23 protein-coding genes are annotated in these 19,194 nt (G+C 40.7%); 9 read left to right on the top strand and 14 right to left on the bottom strand.

The window, feature by feature from the left end; translation table 11 throughout:
* Nucleotides 1-132: 132 nt before the first annotated feature.
* The 4 genes from fusA to IAE20_RS15420 all read right to left on the bottom strand — a co-directional run bounded on the left by fusA (nt 133) and on the right by IAE20_RS15420 (nt 5,095).
* The gene (gene fusA / locus IAE20_RS15435) at nt 133-2,271 is read right to left on the bottom strand and encodes an elongation factor G (RefSeq protein ID WP_200461561.1); all 2,139 of its coding nucleotides are present in this window, start codon (nt 2,269-2,271) and stop codon (nt 133-135) included.
* A 183-nt stretch (nt 2,272-2,454) separates the two neighbouring features.
* Entirely contained in the window at nt 2,455-2,925 is a 471-nt protein-coding gene (gene rpsG, locus IAE20_RS15430) for a 30S ribosomal protein S7 (RefSeq protein ID WP_004901967.1), read from the bottom strand.
* Nucleotides 2,926-3,082: 157 nt separating this feature from the next.
* Entirely contained in the window at nt 3,083-3,457 is a 375-nt protein-coding gene (gene rpsL / locus IAE20_RS15425; RefSeq protein ID WP_000246374.1) for a 30S ribosomal protein S12, read from the bottom strand.
* 198 nt (nt 3,458-3,655) lie between these two features.
* Nucleotides 3,656-5,095 carry an EcsC family protein gene (locus IAE20_RS15420; protein ID WP_200482704.1) on the bottom strand — a complete coding sequence of 480 codons (1,440 nt, stop codon included), beginning with the start codon at nt 5,093-5,095 and terminating at the stop codon, nt 3,656-3,658.
* Between the two features lie 299 nt (nt 5,096-5,394).
* Here IAE20_RS15420 and IAE20_RS15415 point away from each other — a divergent pair, with 299 nt between their 5' ends.
* The gene (locus tag IAE20_RS15415; RefSeq protein WP_200461563.1) at nt 5,395-6,624 is read left to right on the top strand and encodes a beta-ketoacyl synthase N-terminal-like domain-containing protein; all 1,230 of its coding nucleotides are present in this window, start codon (nt 5,395-5,397) and stop codon (nt 6,622-6,624) included.
* 20 nt (nt 6,625-6,644) lie between these two features.
* Nucleotides 6,645-7,097, top strand: coding sequence for a protoporphyrinogen oxidase HemJ (gene hemJ / locus IAE20_RS15410; RefSeq protein ID WP_200461564.1), 453 nt, complete (start codon nt 6,645-6,647; stop codon nt 7,095-7,097).
* A gap of 22 nt (nt 7,098-7,119) precedes the next feature.
* Here the strand turns inward: hemJ and IAE20_RS15405 are convergent, their stop codons facing one another.
* The 3 genes from IAE20_RS15405 to IAE20_RS15395 all read right to left on the bottom strand — a co-directional run bounded on the left by IAE20_RS15405 (nt 7,120) and on the right by IAE20_RS15395 (nt 9,391).
* Nucleotides 7,120-8,241, bottom strand: coding sequence for an acyltransferase family protein (locus IAE20_RS15405; protein ID WP_200482705.1), 1,122 nt, complete (start codon nt 8,239-8,241; stop codon nt 7,120-7,122).
* 80 nt (nt 8,242-8,321) lie between these two features.
* Nucleotides 8,322-8,651 (bottom strand): hypothetical protein, encoded by a 330-nt coding sequence (locus tag IAE20_RS15400; RefSeq protein ID WP_200482706.1) that lies wholly within the window; start codon nt 8,649-8,651, stop codon nt 8,322-8,324.
* A gap of 86 nt (nt 8,652-8,737) precedes the next feature.
* On the bottom strand, nt 8,738-9,391 hold the full coding sequence (locus tag IAE20_RS15395; RefSeq protein WP_200482707.1) for an HAD-IA family hydrolase: 654 nt from the start codon (nt 9,389-9,391) through the stop codon (nt 8,738-8,740).
* Nucleotides 9,392-9,509: 118 nt separating this feature from the next.
* Here IAE20_RS15395 and IAE20_RS15390 point away from each other — a divergent pair, with 118 nt between their 5' ends.
* The gene (locus tag IAE20_RS15390; RefSeq protein WP_200482708.1) at nt 9,510-10,277 is read left to right on the top strand and encodes a hydroxymethylpyrimidine/phosphomethylpyrimidine kinase; all 768 of its coding nucleotides are present in this window, start codon (nt 9,510-9,512) and stop codon (nt 10,275-10,277) included.
* Nucleotides 10,278-10,322: 45 nt separating this feature from the next.
* Here the strand turns inward: IAE20_RS15390 and lysM are convergent, their stop codons facing one another.
* The 6 genes from lysM to IAE20_RS15360 form a co-directional block, all read right to left on the bottom strand.
* Complete coding sequence (gene lysM / locus IAE20_RS15385) at nt 10,323-10,790, bottom strand: peptidoglycan-binding protein LysM (protein ID WP_200482709.1); 468 nt, start codon at nt 10,788-10,790, stop codon at nt 10,323-10,325.
* Nucleotides 10,791-10,977: 187 nt separating this feature from the next.
* Nucleotides 10,978-11,214 carry an acyl carrier protein gene (gene acpP, locus IAE20_RS15380; protein WP_004991077.1) on the bottom strand — a complete coding sequence of 79 codons (237 nt, stop codon included), beginning with the start codon at nt 11,212-11,214 and terminating at the stop codon, nt 10,978-10,980.
* A gap of 85 nt (nt 11,215-11,299) precedes the next feature.
* Nucleotides 11,300-12,034 carry a 3-oxoacyl-ACP reductase FabG gene (gene fabG, locus IAE20_RS15375; protein ID WP_200461569.1) on the bottom strand — a complete coding sequence of 245 codons (735 nt, stop codon included), beginning with the start codon at nt 12,032-12,034 and terminating at the stop codon, nt 11,300-11,302.
* Nucleotides 12,031-13,017 (bottom strand): ACP S-malonyltransferase, encoded by a 987-nt coding sequence (fabD, locus tag IAE20_RS15370; protein ID WP_200482710.1) that lies wholly within the window; start codon nt 13,015-13,017, stop codon nt 12,031-12,033. The genes fabG and fabD overlap by 4 nt, the downstream gene beginning before the upstream one ends.
* Before the next feature lie 154 nt (nt 13,018-13,171).
* Nucleotides 13,172-13,357 carry a 50S ribosomal protein L32 gene (rpmF, locus tag IAE20_RS15365; RefSeq protein WP_004723964.1) on the bottom strand — a complete coding sequence of 62 codons (186 nt, stop codon included), beginning with the start codon at nt 13,355-13,357 and terminating at the stop codon, nt 13,172-13,174.
* A 79-nt stretch (nt 13,358-13,436) separates the two neighbouring features.
* Complete coding sequence (locus IAE20_RS15360) at nt 13,437-13,997, bottom strand: YceD family protein (protein ID WP_200461571.1); 561 nt, start codon at nt 13,995-13,997, stop codon at nt 13,437-13,439.
* A 95-nt stretch (nt 13,998-14,092) separates the two neighbouring features.
* On the opposite strand from IAE20_RS15360, the gene IAE20_RS15355 reads away from it, so the two are divergent.
* From IAE20_RS15355 to IAE20_RS15345, 3 genes are all read left to right on the top strand, one after another.
* Nucleotides 14,093-14,755, top strand: coding sequence for an elongation factor P hydroxylase (locus IAE20_RS15355; protein WP_200482711.1), 663 nt, complete (start codon nt 14,093-14,095; stop codon nt 14,753-14,755).
* 130 nt (nt 14,756-14,885) lie between these two features.
* On the top strand, nt 14,886-15,503 hold the full coding sequence (locus tag IAE20_RS15350) for an L-threonylcarbamoyladenylate synthase (RefSeq protein ID WP_200461573.1): 618 nt from the start codon (nt 14,886-14,888) through the stop codon (nt 15,501-15,503).
* 17 nt (nt 15,504-15,520) lie between these two features.
* Entirely contained in the window at nt 15,521-15,790 is a 270-nt protein-coding gene (locus IAE20_RS15345) for a hypothetical protein (RefSeq protein ID WP_200482712.1), read from the top strand.
* Nucleotides 15,791-15,817: 27 nt separating this feature from the next.
* On the opposite strand, the gene IAE20_RS15340 is transcribed toward IAE20_RS15345, so the two are convergent.
* The gene (locus IAE20_RS15340) at nt 15,818-16,540 is read right to left on the bottom strand and encodes a GNAT family N-acetyltransferase (protein ID WP_200482713.1); all 723 of its coding nucleotides are present in this window, start codon (nt 16,538-16,540) and stop codon (nt 15,818-15,820) included.
* A 256-nt stretch (nt 16,541-16,796) separates the two neighbouring features.
* On the opposite strand from IAE20_RS15340, the gene IAE20_RS15335 reads away from it, so the two are divergent.
* Genes IAE20_RS15335 through rluB form a run of 3 tightly spaced genes read left to right on the top strand, consistent with a single transcriptional unit; the run spans nt 16,797 to nt 19,146 of the window.
* Nucleotides 16,797-17,588: a segregation and condensation protein A gene (locus IAE20_RS15335; protein ID WP_200482714.1), complete on the top strand. Its 792-nt coding sequence runs from the start codon at nt 16,797-16,799 to the stop codon at nt 17,586-17,588.
* Nucleotides 17,585-18,175 carry an SMC-Scp complex subunit ScpB gene (gene scpB / locus IAE20_RS15330; protein ID WP_200461577.1) on the top strand — a complete coding sequence of 197 codons (591 nt, stop codon included), beginning with the start codon at nt 17,585-17,587 and terminating at the stop codon, nt 18,173-18,175. The genes IAE20_RS15335 and scpB overlap by 4 nt, the downstream gene beginning before the upstream one ends.
* Before the next feature lie 41 nt (nt 18,176-18,216).
* Nucleotides 18,217-19,146 carry a 23S rRNA pseudouridine(2605) synthase RluB gene (rluB, locus tag IAE20_RS15325; RefSeq protein WP_200461578.1) on the top strand — a complete coding sequence of 310 codons (930 nt, stop codon included), beginning with the start codon at nt 18,217-18,219 and terminating at the stop codon, nt 19,144-19,146.
* Nucleotides 19,147-19,194: the final 48 nt, after the last annotated feature.

The raw sequence follows: 19,194 nt of genomic DNA, 5'->3' as shown, positions 1-19,194 counted from the left end.
TACGTGCGGCTTATTACGTTCAAACTTGGCTTTAGCCATGATGATCTTCCTTTATAAACTGCTCATGAGGGTGACTCATGAGCGCTTGGTTTTTTAACTAAAAATTAGTTTGGGCTTATAGTAATCGAAAGATTACTCGTCGTCACCTTTTTTACCGCCTGACTGGAACTTAGCAATAATGCCTTCTGCCACGTTACGTGGAGTTTCAGCATATTTTGAAAATTCCATAGAATATGTCGCACGACCTTGAGACATAGAACGCATTTGAGTTGCGTAACCAAACATCTCAGCCAATGGAACTTCTGCTTTAATTGCTTTTGTTCCACCAGGAAGATCGTCCATACCCTGAACCATACCACGACGACGGTTTAAGTCACCCATGATATCGCCCATGTAGTCTTCTGGAGTTTCTACTTCAACTTTCATGATCGGCTCAAGAAGAATAGGATCTGCTTTCATGAAACCATCACGGAAGGCATAAGAACCTGCCATTTTGAACGATAATTCGTCAGAGTCGACATCATGGTAAGAACCATCGAACAATGTCGCTTTAATGCCTACCACAGGGTAACCAGCCAAGACACCATTCTTCATACGCTCTTGAATACCTTTATCAACCGCGCCGAAGAATTCTTTAGGTACAACACCACCTACAACTTCTTCAACGAATTGGTATTCTTTACCAGCTTCTTCAACATCAAGCGGTTCAAGACGTACATATACGTGACCAAACTTACCTTTACCACCAGTTTGACGAACGAATTTACCTTCTTGCTCAACAGTTTTCTTAATCGTTTCACGATAAGCAACCATTGGTTTACCGATATTCGCTTCAACACCGAATTCACGTTTCATACGGTCAACGATGATGTCAAGGTGAAGCTCACCCATACCAGCAATAATCGTTTGACCAGATTCTTCATCTGTACGAACACGGAACGATGGATCTTCTTTTGCCAAACGACCTAAAGCGATTGACATTTTTTCTTGGTCAGCTTTAGTTTTTGGTTCAACAGCCAATGAAATTACTGGCTCTGGGAATTCCATACGCTCAAGAGTAATGATGTTTTTCTCATCACAAAGTGTATCACCGGTTGTTACGTCTTTAAGACCTACACACGCTGCGATATCACCTGCACGGATTTCATCAAGATCCTGACGTTCGTTCGCATGCATTTGCACGATACGACCAATACGTTCACGCTTAGACTTCACTGGGTTATATACTGGGTCACCTTGTTTAAGCACACCAGAATAAACACGTACGAAAGTTAAGTTACCTACGAACTTATCGTTCATGATTTTGAACGCAAGTGCAGAGAACGGAGCTTCGTCAGATGCTTCACGTGATGCTTTAGTTTCAGCTTTGTCGTCAAGAATACCTTCAATCGCTTTTACTTCTGTTGGAGAAGGCAAGAATTGAATTACAGCATCCAACATACGTTGAACACCTTTGTTCTTAAACGCAGAACCACAAAGCATAACCTGAATTTCAGATGCTAATGTACGCGCACGCAGACCAGCGATGATATCTTCTTTAGAAAGATCGCCTTCTTCTAGGTACTTGTCCATTAACTCTTCAGAAGCTTCAGCAGCCGCTTCCACCATATTGGTACGCCATTCATTTGAAGTATCAACAAGATCAGCTGGAATCTCACCGTATTCAAACTTCATGCCTTGTGAAGCTTCATCCCAAATGATCGCTTTCATTTCGATCAGGTCAACAACACCTTGGAATGTATCTTCAGCACCAATTGGAACAACGATAGGCACAGGATTACCGCCTAAACGTGTTTTTACTTGTTCAACAGCACGGAAAAAGTTAGCACCAGTACGGTCCATCTTGTTCACGAATGCCAAACGAGGCACTTTATATTTGTTTGCCTGACGCCATACAGTTTCAGACTGAGGTTGTACACCACCAACCGCACAGTAAACCATGCACGCACCGTCAAGAACACGCATAGAACGTTCTACTTCAATCGTGAAGTCAACGTGTCCCGGGGTGTCAATTACATTAATACGGTGTTGGTCGAACTGATTCGCCATACCAGACCAGAAACAAGTCGTAGCAGCAGAAGTAATGGTAATACCACGTTCTTGCTCTTGTTCCATCCAGTCCATTGTTGCTGCACCATCATGTACTTCACCAATTTTGTGAGATACACCTGTGTAGAACAAAATACGTTCAGTTGTTGTAGTTTTACCTGCATCGATGTGAGCAGAAATACCGATGTTACGGTAACGGGTAATCGGGGTTTGACGAGCCATGATGACTTACATTCCTAAATATTATGTTTAAAACAGGACGCACCAATACAGGATTGATGCGCGCGAATACTCACAGTGGGGGCAAATTAAATACCCGCAAATCCCCCGCTAGGGTAAAGTGCGATATTAAATCGAGATGCGGTACGCATGAGTATTCTCCTGATAAGGGACTGTTTTATCCGCTTAGAAACGGTAATGAGAGAAGGCTTTGTTCGCTTCAGCCATACGGTGCACGTCTTCACGTTTTTTGATTGCAGCACCTTTGCCTTCAGCTGCATCAAGCAACTCGCCAGCAAGACGTAAAGCCATAGTTTTTTCAGAACGCTTCGCAGCAGCATCTACTAACCAACGCATAGCTAAGGCAGTACGACGGGATGGGCGCACTTCCATAGGTACTTGATAAGTAGCACCACCAACACGGCGTGCTTTTACTTCGACCATAGGACGAACTTTTTCAAGCGTAGCTTCAAAAAATTCAACAGGGTCTACTTTGTTTTTTTCTTGAACGCGGTCTAAAGCACCGTAAACGATACTTTCTGCAATCGATTTTTTACCGTCTTGCATAACGTGGTTCATAAATTTAGCGATTGTTTGGCTGCTGAATTTTGGATCTGGAAGGATCTCACGAGCAGCGACTACGCGACGTCTTGGCATTTTAAAACTACCTATAAATATGACACTTCAGGGTGATCCAGCAGATTGTGCAAGTGTCATGCACGCTACGCTGGCCTTACTATACGCCGCTTGAATTTCAATTTGAAATCTGGACAAGCGAAACGCTAAAGGATTGCAGCATTAAACGACTTAAGAATTACTTCTTAGGACGTTTCGCACCGTATTTAGAACGAGACTGGTTACGATCTTTCACACCAGCACAGTCTAAAGAACCACGAACGGTATGGTAACGTACACCTGGTAAGTCTTTAACACGACCACCACGGATAAGAACAACACTGTGCTCTTGTAAGTTATGACCTTCACCACCGATGTAGCTAGAAACTTCAAAACCAGAAGTCAAGCGAACACGGCAAACCTTACGCATTGCTGAGTTAGGTTTTTTTGGAGTAGTGGTATAAACACGTGTACATACACCACGACGTTGTGGACAAGCCTTCAACGCAGGAACTTTGGATTTTTCAACCAAAGTTGTGCGACCCTTACGGATCAACTGATTTGTTGTTGCCATATGGCAATTCTCCCGTTAATAAAAAACCTCAAAAAGAAAACACCTCTTTTTGAGGGCATACAATTGTAAGCTAAGATATAGAAATGGTCAACATTTGCAGTGTTCGCAAATGTTGACCATTTCTTGCATTGCAGTGCTTTTTTTATTATTCAGCACCCTAACAAAATTAGTTTAAGTTTTAATGACAAATATTCAGAATCATTCAACTTTGGGCTTCACCGTACGCTTACGTTTTGGTTTGGCTGGCGTAGACTCAATTTGGGCATTAGCGTCTTTATCTTCTATTTCTGTTATCGGTGCTGTTTTTTCGGACAATGCGGGTTGCTGTTCGGTTTTTTCATGAGCTTCAACGTATTGCTCAGCCAATGAATGAATTCCCTGTTCAACTTTCTGTGTTGAATCCTGCTGGTTTTTTGTGGCACGCGGTTTACGTGGCTTAACCGTTACTTTTTTTATGTCATCTGAATTTGTAGGCACAACCACTTCTGCCTGAACTTGTTTAATTTTCGACTCATCAATTTGTTTAATTTTCGATTCATCCATATGCAAAGAGGCAGTTTGCGAATTCGGACTGATGAGTGACGGTTTTGCTTGTCCAATTTGCTGTTCCAATGCCAGATAGGCATTTAATGGTGAAACCTGAGCATTTGGATGTTCAAGTAAATAATGACGCGCACCTCCAAAAATCGCTTGGGCTTTTTGACCTGCATCCTCGATTAAACGCCAACTATAAACAGCACTCACTGTCGCACCTGCAAGTGGGCTTAATTTACCAATCAACGAAAATTTAGAAAAACCATTTAACCATTTATATTTAAACTGTCCCTGATCATCAACTAGCCATTGTTTTAGAAATTCTGCATCATTAGTTGAACCCAATAGTTGCTGAAATTGAGACAGATCATGCGTTTGCAGCATACTACTTAAACTTTTAATCGCCATGAGTAAAGTTTGTTTCTCTGCGACTAAGCCTAAATCCACTTCTTTAAAAATAAACTCAACAATATCTTGCTCTTGTTGCTGGCTTAATTCAAAACCATGCGCCCGACCTGTTTGATAAATCGTTCTTAAAGCCAAAGCCAACGAGAAAGGTACATCTACAGCTGCACCAATCACCCCTGTCGCACCACTCACCGCGCCTTGCGCAATAGCCAAAATTTTATTTTGTTCAATTAATGCCTGACTAATACGTTGCGAACGATCAGGATTGTTACTAAGTTCATCAAGACTCTTAGCTCCCGCTTCTTCAAGTACTTTCGTCATTGAGCTAGTCTGTTCAGTAAAATCATTTAAACGTGTAAATAAATAGTCAGAAATTTTTTCATTAATATCTGGAGATAAAAAACTGGCAACGTTATAAATGCGGTTGTAATGACGACCTAATAACTGCTGAGATACTTTAGGTAGATGCTGACGCATCATTTGTTGCGGATTTTGATATTTTTCAACTTCCAGCGGATTTTTCACTCGTGCATTACCTTCTATGGTACGTGCTTCATTGACTGTAGTATTGATCTTAGAAACAGTGTCCGGCGCAACATGACCTAATATGCTTAAACCACTGGAACTGAGCTTTTTAGCCACTCCAAAAGCAGTGCCGAGCAAACTTTGCGATTGATTATTATTAGAATTTGTCATCAAGTACCTCTATATTTTGATTCTGGCATTTAGCTATAAATACTAGGTGTAGTGTGGACTTATCTCAACTTTAATCTGTTTCTTTTGGTAAAGCATTGTCCCAAATAACCATGATCGCTACGCATTTCTGTCTTAATACAATGGGCATAAGATTTGCCATAAGAATTGAAAATTCTTTCTGTTATTATGATGTCAATCTCAAACATGAGTGACGCAATTCTTCGGGCTCCAATCTCCCTTCAATCAAAAATGTCGAATTTCGTTAAACTCAAAACTATCACCATATAAGGGATCTGTAGATGAAACGTGTTGTAATCACTGGCATGGGAATTAACTCATGCATCGGTAACTCTTTAGAAGAGGTCACTCATTCACTTCAAAATGGCATCTCTGGAACACGTTTTAACCCATCTTATGCTGAACTGAATTTTAAAAGCCATGTCAGTGCAGCTGCGGAACAAAACTTTGATCACATTGATCGCAAAATTAAACGGTTTATGGGCGTGTGTGCTATGTACGCTTATAATGCAGCAGTTGATGCAGTTAAACATGCGGGTCTTGAAGTTGCAGATCTGGCAGGTAACCCTCGCTACGGAATAGCAGGTGGTAGCGGTGGTAACTCGACTCATTCAGTAGTTGAAATGGTCGAATTACTTGAAGAAAAAGGTGCACGTAAAATCGGTCCTTTCTTTGTACCACGTAATATGAGTAACACCATTACTGCAAACGTCGGCGTTGCTTTTAAATTACAAGGTGTTGCCCATTCTATTACCAGCGCATGTGCAACTTCTGCAGATGCTATTGGTTACGCATTTAACCTGATTCAACTTGGTAAACAAGATTTAATGCTTGCAGGTGGCGGTGAAGAGGATCATTGGTCACAAAGCTTATTGTTTGATGCAATGGGCGCACTGTGTTCAAAATATAATGACACTCCTGAAACTGCATCTCGCCCATATTCGGCTGATCGTGATGGTTTTGTTATTGCTGGCGGTGGTGGTTTTGTGGTTCTTGAATCACTCGAACACGCTCAGGCACGTGGCGCAAACATTCTTGCCGAAGTTGTAGCCTATGCAGCAAATTCTGACGGTGCCGATATGGTTGCACCAAGCGGTGAAGGCGCAACACGTTGTATTCTCATGGCATTGGATGAAGCGAAACAACATGGCGTTGAGAAAATCGACTATGTCAATACACATGGTACATCAACGCCAGCAGGTGACGTTACTGAGCTTAAAGCCATGGAACGCGCATTTGGTGAAGGCCAGGTTCCAGCTGTAAGTTCAACTAAATCCATGACAGGTCATAGCTTGGGTGCAGCTGGTGTACAAGAAGCCATTTACTCTGTTCTTATGATGCAAAATGACTTTATCGCACCAAACATTAACGTGACCGAACTTGATGAAGGTGCGAAAGGTTTTGATATCGTACTTGAAAAACGTGATGCAAAATTGAATACTGTGATGAGTAACAGTTTTGGTTTTGGCGGCGTCAATGCCTGCCTCATTTTCAAGAAGTGGGATGCCTAATATCCCACTAGGGATAATCGATGGATGCACCTTCTGATGCTTTCCTGTGGGTAAAAGCATTACATATTATTGCTGTCGTCTGCTGGTTTGCGGCATTGTTCTACTTGCCGCGCCTGTATGTCTATCATGCTATGAGTGAAGATACAATTAGTCATCAACGCTTTGAAGTCATGGAGCGTAAACTGTATCGCGGAATTATGTGGCCATCCATGATTGCTACCTTAATTACCGCACACTTTTTGGTGGATTGGGGCGACGCAACCCGACATTATCACCAAGCATTATGGTTTTATCTGAAAGTTGGTTTAGTCGCCCTATTGGTAATTTACCATTTCATTTGTGGTTATTATCGAAAAAAGCTGATTGCGAATGCTCACTATAAATCACACAAATTCTGGCGTTTCTTTAATGAAATGCCGACGCTGATTTTGTTTGCAGTGGTGATTTTAGTGGTAGTTAAACCCCAGTTTTAACATAAATGTTTCATGTTAAGCCTCAGTCTATCTGGGGCTTTTTTATTAACCACTTTTCTCTAATCTTATGGTTTAAAGGTGCAGAATAATATTTTTCAATCACCCAACTCAGAGCAAAGGTTCCAGCCAAAAAAATCAGCAGCAACAGCATCTTCTGATCGGGTGCAGTAGTTTTGGGAAAATACACCACCTTTATTAATCCTAAAATAATCAGATGGAATAAATACATTTCATAACTACGCTGGCCCATCCAAACCAAAATTTTAGAAAATAGAGCGAGAGTTTGAAATTTCGAATATTGAGAAAAACAAAATACTAAACATGCTGTTAATACTGCAAAAACACTAATACTCCAAGTACTTACATTTTTAATCGGCGCATACATATATAAAGCAACCATCAAGATCACCAGTAAGGGTATCATCCACTTGGCTGCATTCTGCTGCATTGAAAATTTGTGTAGCAATAACGCAGTTAAACAACCTATGGCGATCCCATCAAAACTAGAAAAATAATGATAAAGATATGCCCCATTTTCTTCGCCAAAATGTAATGCTCGAAAATACGGCGCATAGGCAATAATCAACACAAGAAATAAAATAAAAGCTTTCGTTTTAGTCAACATTAAACATAACAGTGGAAATGCCAAATAAAACACCTCTTCAACCGACAATGACCACAATACGCCCAAGGCATAATTGACCCAGCCATACTCAATAATCAGGATATTCATCCAAAAGGTGAATGCAGCCAAGATCGTCACGACATACGGCACTGCAATAGCATTGGGTGCTTGATTGAGAAAAGGCTGCAATCCCATGCCACCCAATAAAGTCACCACCGCTACCAAAAGTAAAAGGCAAGGGACAATACGAGCAATACGTCGAATATAGAAATTTCGGATATGAATGTTCGATAAAACCCCATCGCGATGAAGAGTATGCTGCGTGATAAGAAAGCCTGAAATAACAAAAAACATGGTCACACCATAATTACCATTTCTAGCAATCAAATGACTTAAAGGTTCTCCGAAAATTGAAAATCCTAACCATGTATCGTTTAATTTATAAGGAATATTAAAGTGATGCAGCAACACTAAAAAAATAGAAACACCTCTTAAGATGTCAATTTTATAATTTCGCATAAATTTCAAATTCGTTCAGTCAAGCATATTAATATCGTCATGATCTGCCTAAAATATCGTGATTATTTCAGTATTTTTTCTTATTGTGCTTGATAGAGTGCAAAGCCTATAGCTTGTGCCTGAGCCAATTGTTTCTGATTAATGCTAAAGATTCCAATTTTACCATTTGGCGCACCACACACCTGAGGTCGCATCAGCCCATCATCTCCAATCGATTCAGTATAAACGTGTATATGTTTTATCTCTAATTGCTGCTTGAGCATCGAGATATCAATTCCTGAGCTTTCGCACTGCTTACCTTGAAGAGATTTAGTCACCTGCACTCGATCTGTTGAATCATTGCTCGGAAATGTGTGGCAAGCAACCAAACCCGATATCAGCAAACCTTTTAAAGCTATTTTTTTAAACATGCGTGCTCCATCACACTGAGGATTTGTTATAAAGCCATCATAAAATAAGAGCTGGAGAGTTGCTGTTCGGGTTTGGTATCTCTTATTTAAATCAAAATATCCAGCAACTGATTAAAACTTTTGATTTTATACTTCGGTGCTGCCAGATTAAGTTCTTGTTCGGAGCCATAACCATACTCAACCGCAACGGTTTCAATGCCATTACGACGGGCACCTAAAATATCATGTTCCCGATCCCCTACCATTAAACACTCAGCGGGATTCAATCGCTCTTTTTCAAGTATATATGTAATCAAGTCGCCTTTATTGGTACGCTCGCCGCTCAACTCACTCCCATAAGGATGAGTAAAATACCGCAACAACTCAAAATGTTCCAAAATACGCACGGCATACACATGTGGCTTTGCTGTTGCCAAGTACAATTGATAACCCTGATTTTTGAGGCTATTCAATGTATCAATCACATAAGGATAAAGTTCATTCTCAAACAAACCTGTGACTGAAAAGCGCTCTCTATAGCCTAGCAGTGCCTGCTCTGCCAAATCATGACTCACATCGACATTCATAATTTTAGCCAGTGAAGCCTTCAAAGGTGGGCCAATAATCCAATCAATATTCTCATGGTCAGCAATAGGAAAGCCTACTTTATTTAACCCATAACGGGCTGAAGTAGTGATCCCTACTTTAGGATCGGTTAATGTTCCATCCAGATCTATCAAAATATTTTTTACAGCACTCACAAATTACACTCAAATAAGAAACAGGTTAAAATCAATAAAATCTGATTAAAAATGGGGTCGAGAGTTTAGTCAAACTTGCCTATACTACCTCAAATTGAACACTTTAAGGATAATAACTGTGCGCCCAACCGTACTTTGTTTCTCTGGTCTCGATCCTTCTGGTGGCGCTGGATTACAAGCCGATATTGAAGCCATTGGGCAAAGTGGCGCACATGCTGCTATCGCCTGTACTGCACTGACAGTTCAAAACTCACAACAGGTCTTTGGCTTTGAAGCCACTTCAAAACAACTGCTGCTTGCTCAAGCCAATGCAGTAGTTGGAGATCTACCCATTAAATGCATTAAATCAGGCATGCTTGGAACTACCGATAATATTGCAGCACTTGCCCAATTTTTACGTGAACATCCAAATTATCAATATGTACTTGACCCAGTGCTAGTCGCCAACAGTGGTGGTTCTTTAGGTGATCAGGCAACACTGGTTAAAGCTTTTGTCGAACTCATCCCCCTAGCCACGATTTTAACCCCCAATACAGTTGAATTACGGGCTTTAACAGGGCTGGATGATTTAGAAGCAGCGACTCAAAAATTATTTGAAATGGGTGCAAAAGCTGTTTTAGTCAAAGGTGGTCATGAAGCCACCCCAGATTTTATAAAAAACCAGTTATTCATACAAGGTGAACTCATTGCTGAAAGCACTTGCCCTCGTCTGGAGGGCGAATACCATGGTTCTGGTTGCTCAATGGCCAGTTATATTGCAGGTCGTTTAGCCTTAGGTGATGATTTAAAAATTGCGGTACAGCATGCCGAAGTATGGTTGTTTGGTGTATTAAAAAATGCAGAAACACCTGTACCCAATGGGCAAAAGATTCCAAAGCGGTTCTAAAAATTAAAAAAAGGCGCATAAGCGCCTTTTTTTAAAACATAAAATTTATTGCGGAATACGCAATACCTGACCTGGATAAATATCATCCGCATTCTTTAAAAGCGGTTTATTGGCTTCAAAAATTTTATTGTACTGATTTGGATCACCATAATATTCTTTTGAAATTTTGGATAAATTATCACCAGATTTAACCGTATAAAATTTACTTTCAGGCGCAGGCGTTTCAACTGTCATTTGATCATCCACTTTTGCAACATGATCAATGTTACCAACTGCCAGTACAATTTTTTCTTTATCTGCCTGACTCTTAACTTTGCCCTGAATAGTAGCCAAATCACTGGTACTATTATAATTTACGACTAGACCTTCAACAGGTAAATCCAAGCTTTTGATATGCGCTAAAAGCTGATTTGCAATTTCTTGAGCAGTAGGCTCAGCAGGTGTTGCGGCTGGTTGTTCTGTTTTTGCTTGATTCTTTTTACCAATGCCTTTTACAAAATCAAAAAGACCCATAATTGTCTCCTATAATGATTATTTTCATCATGCAATAAATTTTAAAGCCCTTATAGTTATACTCAAAAAACAAACAACTTATGGTGTCAGTTCGCTTCAATCAGGTAACGGTATGTAATTTATTTATCCGCTTTTTATAAAGACATAAAAAAACCACCTTGCGGTGGCTTTTATCAACATTGATCAATTAACCAAGTTTTTTGGTTACGTAATCAATTGCTGATTGAACAGTTGTGATTTCGTTAGAATCTTCATCAGGAATGGTGATGTCGAAATCATTTTCGAAAGACATAACTAGTTCAACAAGATCAAGAGAGTCTGCGCCCAAATCATCCATAAAAGATGCTTCGTTTTTGATCTCTTCAACTTTCATACCGAGTTGTTCTGCAACTGCTTGCTTAACACGTTGTTCGATATCGCTCACAGGAATTCTCCTCATTGCTTGTGGCGTTTTTAATTGCCGTTAGTTTAATTGAATATTGAATATTTTAAAAGTTTATCCATCAGCCTTAAGCCATGTATAAACCACCATTTACATGTAATACCGTACCAGTAATGTAACTTGCTTTATCTGAAGCGAGGAAACTTACTGCATTTGCGATATCTTGTGGTTCGCCAAGACGACCTAGCGCAACCTGATCACTCATTTTTTTACGAAGATCATCACTGAGTGCATCTGTCATTTCAGTTGCAATAAAACCAGGTGCAACACTATTTACCGTAATCTGGCGACTCCCCATTTCCTTGGCAAGACTGCGACTAAATGCCTCAATTCCCGCTTTAGCTGCTGAGTAGTTGGCTTGACCTGGATTAGCAAAATGTGCAACCACTGAACTAACATTGATGATACGTCCAAAACGGGCTTTGGTCATGCCTTTTAGCACACGTTTCGATAAACGATAAACCGCTTTCAAATGAATATTTAAAATGTCGTCCCAGTCATCTTCAGACATACGCAGTAACAAATTATCACGCGTAATACCTGCGTTATTGACCAATACCAGCACCGAACCGTAGTTCTGTTCAATATTGGAAACAACCGCCTCAATTTGCTCCAAATGACGAACATCTAGCACCAAACCAACGCCCTGCTCACCAAACTGCTCTGTTAATTTTTGAGCACCCGATTCGCTGGTTGCTGTACCCACTACAAAATAACCGTCTTGAAGAAGTTGCTGAGCAATTGCCGCGCCGATACCACGGCTCGCACCTGTCACCAAAGCAACTTTACGTTGTTGTGTCATGCAATTTTTCCTTCCGCCACTAAAACTGCGTTTAGGGCATCTTCCATACGACCTTTGGTATCGATCGCAAATGCTTTTTCAATATTTGGCAACCGTTTCGCTAGGTTACTTAAAACTGTACCCGGACCACACTCCACTACATACTGAATCCCTTGATCCTGTAGATATTGCATAGTGCGTGTCCATTGTACTGACTGATACAATTGAGCCGTTAATGCCTGACGTAATTGCGTAACATCGGTCGCGATTGCCGCGTTGACATTTTGTATTACAGGTATATGTGGTAGCTCAATGGCAGTTTGTTCCAATGCTGCTGCGAATTGTTCAGCAGCAGGTTTCATCAATGAACAATGTGACGGTACAGATACAGGCAAGGCAATAGCTTTACCTGATTGCTCTTTAGCAAGAGTCATCACCTCATTCACCAACACTGAAGAACCTGCGATTACAACCTGACCTTGCGCATTGTAATTCGCGGCTTCCACAGAACCCTGCCCAGATGCAGATACGTTTTGGCATAACTCAACAACTTTTTCGTCTGGCAAACCTAAAATTGCAGCCATTGCACCTTGTCCTTGCGGAACAGCACTTTGCATCAATTTACCGCGTAAATTCACAAGTTTTACCGCATCACTAAGGCTCAATGCCTGTGCTGCAACTAATGCACTATATTCACCAAGTGAATGTCCTGCCAAATATTTTGGAGCAATACCGCCCAAATCCAACCAGACACGCCATAATGCAATACTTGCAGTAAGCAAGACAGGCTGAGTATTCTCAGTTTGATCTAAACCTTCACCACTTTGCGCAATATGCCATAAGTCAAAACCCAGCGCTTCTGAAGCTTCAGCAAAGGTATCCTGCACACCACTAAACTGTTCAGCAAGTTCAGCGAGCATGCCGACTTTTTGTGACCCTTGGCCTGGGAACAAAAATGCAGTTTTAGTTGCTTGAGCCACTTGCTCGAGTCGTTTAGCAGACATATAGAAATCCTTTATTTCGTCTTAGCTGGTTTACGAGGCGGAAATTTAACATTTATTGAATCGCTTGATAATTGCGAAAAGCAACAAAAAAAGGGAGCTTTCGCTCCCATTTTTTCTACACTTAAGCATCACGCTTTAATGCAAATTCACTAAATTACTCAGCATCAGCTGCTTTAGCGAATAATTGACGACCACGGTAAAAACCATCTTTAGTCACGTGGTGACGACGGTGAGTTTCACCCGTAGTTTGGTCTACAGTTAATGCATTCTCGGTTAAAGCGTCATGTGAACGGCGCATGTCACGGCGAGAGCGACTTTTACGGTTTTGCTGAACGGCCATGATGGCTCCTTACAAAGATCGAAAAAATGGATCAGAACAAATTCAGTTGTCTTAACTCAACATAATAACACAAATTGTGTTATGAATTAAGTTTGCCTTTCAAACTTGCTAATACGTCAAACGGATTATCACGTTTTTCTTCAACAACGTCCTGAACGGCTGGTTGATGTTTATGCTCACAAGACACATGCTTAGGAGACAAAGGCATCAACAATAACAATTCATCTTCTATTAGAGAAAGCAAATCAACAGTGGCAGGAGTGGCAAAATCACCCTTTGTTGAAGATTCACTTTCGCCCAAGACGATGAAATCAGCATCCTCATCCAAGCGCTCTATCAGTGACTCATCATCGATCAATGCTAAATGGAAATCTGAAACAAGAGAAATCTCCACAGGTTCCAGACAACGCTGACATTCCAATGGGACTTTTGTTTCAACATGACCATTCAGCCATACAACACGATGATACGCATCCATTGATAGCTTACAGTCTATAGAGATCAATTGATCATCAATTGATCCAACAGCTTCACGAGCAATACGAGCAAAGCGAGACAATGGCAGTGTTCCTGACCATGTAAAGCCTTGTTCAGCCCATTTAAACGGCTCAATCTGTGCCGGAAAGGTATTTGCTGACATAATTAAGGCGGCAATTCTACAAATTCATCGGTACTCTGTCAAAGATTAAGATACAATTTTGTACTAATTTAGACAGAACTCATGGTAACACAGCAATGCATCTGTTGCAGCCGCAACCTGAAGTAACAACTTCATCACTTGTTAGCACCCATTCAACCCATCGGTCTGCCCTGTCGTCTAATACAGTGCAACTCTCACCGTGGCAAAGCCTACAAACAGAACATGAACAGGTTGATTGGCTTATTTTACACTTTAATCACTGGTTTTCCCATCAAAATGTGGCTTTGATCAGAGGAGATTTTGAACCAGAATATTTCCCTGCCCAAAATCAAGCGCCAGCCAAAATCCAGTTTGCCCATGGTTTTTTTAATAGTGCATTGCACGAAATTAGCCATTGGACGATTGCTGGAGCGAAAAGGCGTTTATTACCTGATTTGGGGTATTGGTATGCGCCAGATGGGAGAACGCTTGAACAGCAGCAACTTTTTGAACAGGTTGAAGTTAAACCCCAAGCCATTGAATGGTTATTTTCAACCGCTTTTGGCCGGAAATTTCGTGTATCTTTAGATAACCTAACGGGCGATGGCGGAGATGGAATGCGATTTAAAGATCGTGTTTTTGCTCAGGTACACTCTTTTTTTTCAGGTGAAACCAAACTCCCACGTGATGCAGCTTATTTTATTGAATGTATTTGTTTATGCACGCGCCATGGAAAAACATTACAGGCCGATGAATTTAGCCGCGCTCTATTAGATTAAATCTGCATTCAATTACATAACCTCAACTTGTAGTCACCTATTAAAGCTATTCAATGTGATTAAATAGACGATGTAATTGAATAAAAGTGTCCCTTTACAACAATAACATTTTATTCAGGAGGATCCAGACATGTTGCATTTGCATATTCATCCAGAAAATCCACAAGCTAGATTGATTAATCAGGCAGTTGAACGTATTCGCGCAGGTGATGTAGTAGTTTATCCAACTGATGCAGCGTATGCAATTGGCTGTCAAATTGGCAATAAATCCGCCATGGAACGAATTGCTCAAATTCGTGGCCTTGGCCCAAAACATCAATACGCGATTATGTGTTGTGATTTATCAGATATTGCAACTTATGCCAAAGTCGATAATGCGATGTATCGTCTGCTTAAAGCGAACACCCCCTCAATTACCACTTATATTTTGCCCGCCACTAGCGAAGTTCCAAAACGTTTGATGCATCCCAAAAAGAAAACGATTGGATTGCGTATTCCCACCAATCCCATCTGTCAGGCATTATTGCAAGAGCTTGGTGAGCCGATTTTGACCAGCACCTTGATTTTACCGGGTCAGGAAGATCCACTCGATGATCCTTACGACATTGAAAATCAATTGGCTAAACGTATTGATGTGTTTATCGATGGTGGGTTCGGTACACTTACGACTACCAGTATTGTAGATTTATCAGGAGACCATCCTGAAGTTATTCGCCAAGGGGCGGGAGATGTAACTGCATTTGAATAAGTAAGGACCCATGAACAATGGATTTATTTCAGATTTTACTGAATATTAGCCTCTATCAAGATGATGAAATAATCTATGTTGCTCAACCATGGACTTTGGAATCTGAAGCCAAAGTCCTTAACGCATCGAATCAAAACTTAATCCAGATGAATGAACATCATTTAAATTTTCAGTATTTTTTAGATATATCCACCGCAAAAGAAATGCTAGAAGATTCACAACCCCAGAACGTGTGCTATAGAGATCAATGCCAGCGTGTGATTGAATACGTCCTTGATGAAATCTAACCTATAATCCCTCATAAATTATAAAAATTAAAGTAATCGCGAATGGATTAGACGCTGTTTTTGACTCCCCTGCGGATCAAAGTTATCTGGACTTAACCACGCTTCATAAACAGCTTTCAACTCTGGCCATTCTCCATCAATAATTGAAAACCAGGCCGTATTACGGTTATGCCCTTTTGTGACTCTATCTTGTCTGAATAATCCTTCAAAGTAAAAACCGAAACGTAATGCAGCGCGTTTGGAGGGTTCATTAAAATCATCACACTTCCATTCGATTCGTCGAAAATTCTGCTCAAAGCATTTTTTAAGCAATAAAAATACAGCTTCTGTTGCCGCAACCGTACGCTTTAAACGATGCGAAAAATAAACATTCCCGACTTCAATCACTGCATGTGTCAAACGCGGATTTAGCAATGCAATCCAACCGACGACTTCACCATTCATTTTAATCAAATAATGGTAAGAAGGATGAAAACCAAATACCGTTTGCAGCGCATGTTTTAGTTCATTACGATTACTAAAACCTTCATAAGGTAGATATGTCCAGCAACGTGCATCTGGTTCAGTGTTTAGCGTTTGCCAAAGCTGTTCCAATTCCAGATCATTAGGGCAGTCATCGTTAATAGGAATTAGTTCAACAAACTGCCCTATTAATCGCTCATGGCGATATGTTACCGGTAATAATTGTCTAATCGGGGTGCCAACAGGTTGCTGAAAAGCATTGAACTCGGATTTTAAATAATCTTTCATTTTTACTTTACCCTGAATAATCAATATTAATAAGCTGATATTTTTTAGTAAAATAACACTATCACATAAAACACGGTCTATTTAGACATAAAATAGTGCTTATTTTTTTACGGTTTTGATGCGTTTAACAATTTATTAAACTCTGAATTTCTATTAGAATAAAACACATTCTGATCTCCTCCCTCTTTATGGCGTTTGTGTTCAATATGCCTAAAGTAATTCATGCTTTTGAAAATTCGCGTGGCCTATAACTGTAATGAATCAAGCTTTGAATAACTCCTCGGAAGTTTTGCCGCAGATTCGTGTATTAGACGAATGGCAAGAAGTCATCCCCGAAGATTTATACATCCCCCCTGCTGCTTTTGAAATTTTACTTGAACATTTCGAGGGACCACTCGACTTTCTGATTTATCTCATTCAAAAAAACGGTTTTGATTTATTGCAACTGGATATTGCCCCTATTGCAACCCAATATCTATCCTATATGGATGCGATGAAATCTCTCAATATTGAGCTCACTGCGGACTATATGGTAATGGCCGCATTGCTGGCTGATCTCAAATCACGTTTACTTCTTCCTAAACCCACATCGATCACATTGGAAAAAGATCCTAAGCAGGCGTTAATTGACCGTCTGGAAACTTACTTACGCATCAAACAAGCTGCAGAGCGTTTAGGACAATTCCCTGTACTGGATCGGGATACTTTTATTCCCAATGTCGGTTTAGGCCATACAGCACCGGTTTATGAGGGGTATGATGTTGAAAGCTTACGCGATGCTCTTTTTTGCGTATTTAATCGACCCGAACCAGTGATGCATACAGTTAAACAAGAAGCAGTGTTGCTGGAAGAGCGTATCGCTTTTATTCAGGAAAAAATTGAATCTGGATATGTGCTGGTATTTGATGAATTATTAAATCCAATGCAGGGTCGTATGGGAATGGTGGTTACATTCATGGCTGTTCTAGAACTAACCCGCCAACAAAAGATTAGAATCATCAGTACAGGTATTGAAACTCAGCTTTCCATTCAGGGGGCGCATGTATGAGTCTCGAGCAGCAATCAATAATGTCACCCGAAGACATGCATCATGATGTATTATTACAAATTGAGGCCATTTTGTTTGCTAGTGATACTCCAGTTTCGCTTGCCAGATTAAAAGAAGCGTTTCAGGATCAATACAATAAACCCCAATTACGCCAGTTTTTACAACAACTTGCGGTATTACAACATGGGCGTTCAATTGAACTCATTGAAACTGCTCAAGGGTTTCGGTTTCAGGTTCGATCAAAATATCGTAATATAATCACCCAAGTCTGGCCCGAACGTCCGACTAAGCTCTCGCCCTCACTGCTCGAAACCATTGCCGTGATTGCTTATCATCAGCCAGTTACCCGTGCCGATATTGAACAGATTCGTGGTGTTTCGAATAATAGTCAAATTTTGCGTACATTATTTGACTGGAACTGGATTAAAGAATCGGGATTTAGAGATTTACCCGGAAGACCTGCGTTGTTAATTACAACGCCCCAATTTTTGAACGCTTTTGGCCTAGCATCTTTAGGTCAATTGCCTCCCCTACAGGATGCCAAGGAAGCTTTCATGACATTGGATGCAAATGCAGCCAAGTCTTGAATAGGTGAACTGTTGACAATTATTTCTAAGGTTGTGCTGTCATGAGTGAAAAGTTGCAAAAAGTATTAGCGCGAATCGGTCTCGGTTCACGTCGATATATGGAAGAGGTTATTGCCGCAGGTCGCGTCAGTGTCAATGGTCAGATTGCGCAAGTAGGCGAACGGATCGAACCAGGTGATGAATTGCGTATTGATGGTCGTAAAGTTCAATTTCAGGTCGAAGATGAAATTCGTCGTCGTGTATTGATTTATTATAAACCTGAAGGCGAAATCTGTTCCCGCAATGATCCAGAACAACGTCCAACGGTGTTCGAGCATCTGCCACAAATTGCTAATGATCGTTGGGTCATGGTGGGTCGTCTGGATATTAACAGTACAGGTTTATTACTTTTTACGAATGATGGTGAACTTGCCAACCGTTTAATGCATCCTTCCAACGAAGTTGAACGTGAATATGCTGTTCGTGTCATGGGTGAAGTTACCCCTCAAATCCGCCAAACTTTAGTAAATGGTGTGGTTCTAGATGATGGACCAGCCAAGTTTGAGTCATTCTCGGAGCTTGGTGGTGATGGGATTAACCGCTGGTATCAAGTTGTAGTCAAAGAGGGACGTAACCGTGAAGTACGTCGTTTATTTGAATCACAAGGCTTAAAAGTCAGCCGCTTATTGCGTACTCGTTATGGCACTGTGATTTTACCACGTGAATTGCGTACTGGTCGCTGGATGGAACTGGATAAAGCAGATATTGATAATCTGACCAAATTGGTTGAACTTAAACCACGTCAAGGCACTGGTCTGTATGGTATGGCAAAACGCCGTACTGAACGTATGGTGGAAAAACCACTGGCTGCACGTCGTGGAGGCTATTTACGTCAACAAAAACGTGATACAGATGATCAAACCGAAAATTCACCTAAACCATTTGGCCAACGTAAAAGCTTTAGTCAAAATAAAACCTTTAAAAAGTTTTAAGTCCTCAGTTGGTAGATAACGTAAAAATAAAAGAGCCCATAGATGGGC

This window comes from Acinetobacter sp. S54 (assembly GCF_016624945.1).
Classification (GTDB): Bacteria; Pseudomonadota; Gammaproteobacteria; order Pseudomonadales; family Moraxellaceae; genus Acinetobacter.
Note: the sequence above shows the minus strand (reverse complement) of the source record. Positions and strands in the feature narration are given on the sequence as shown.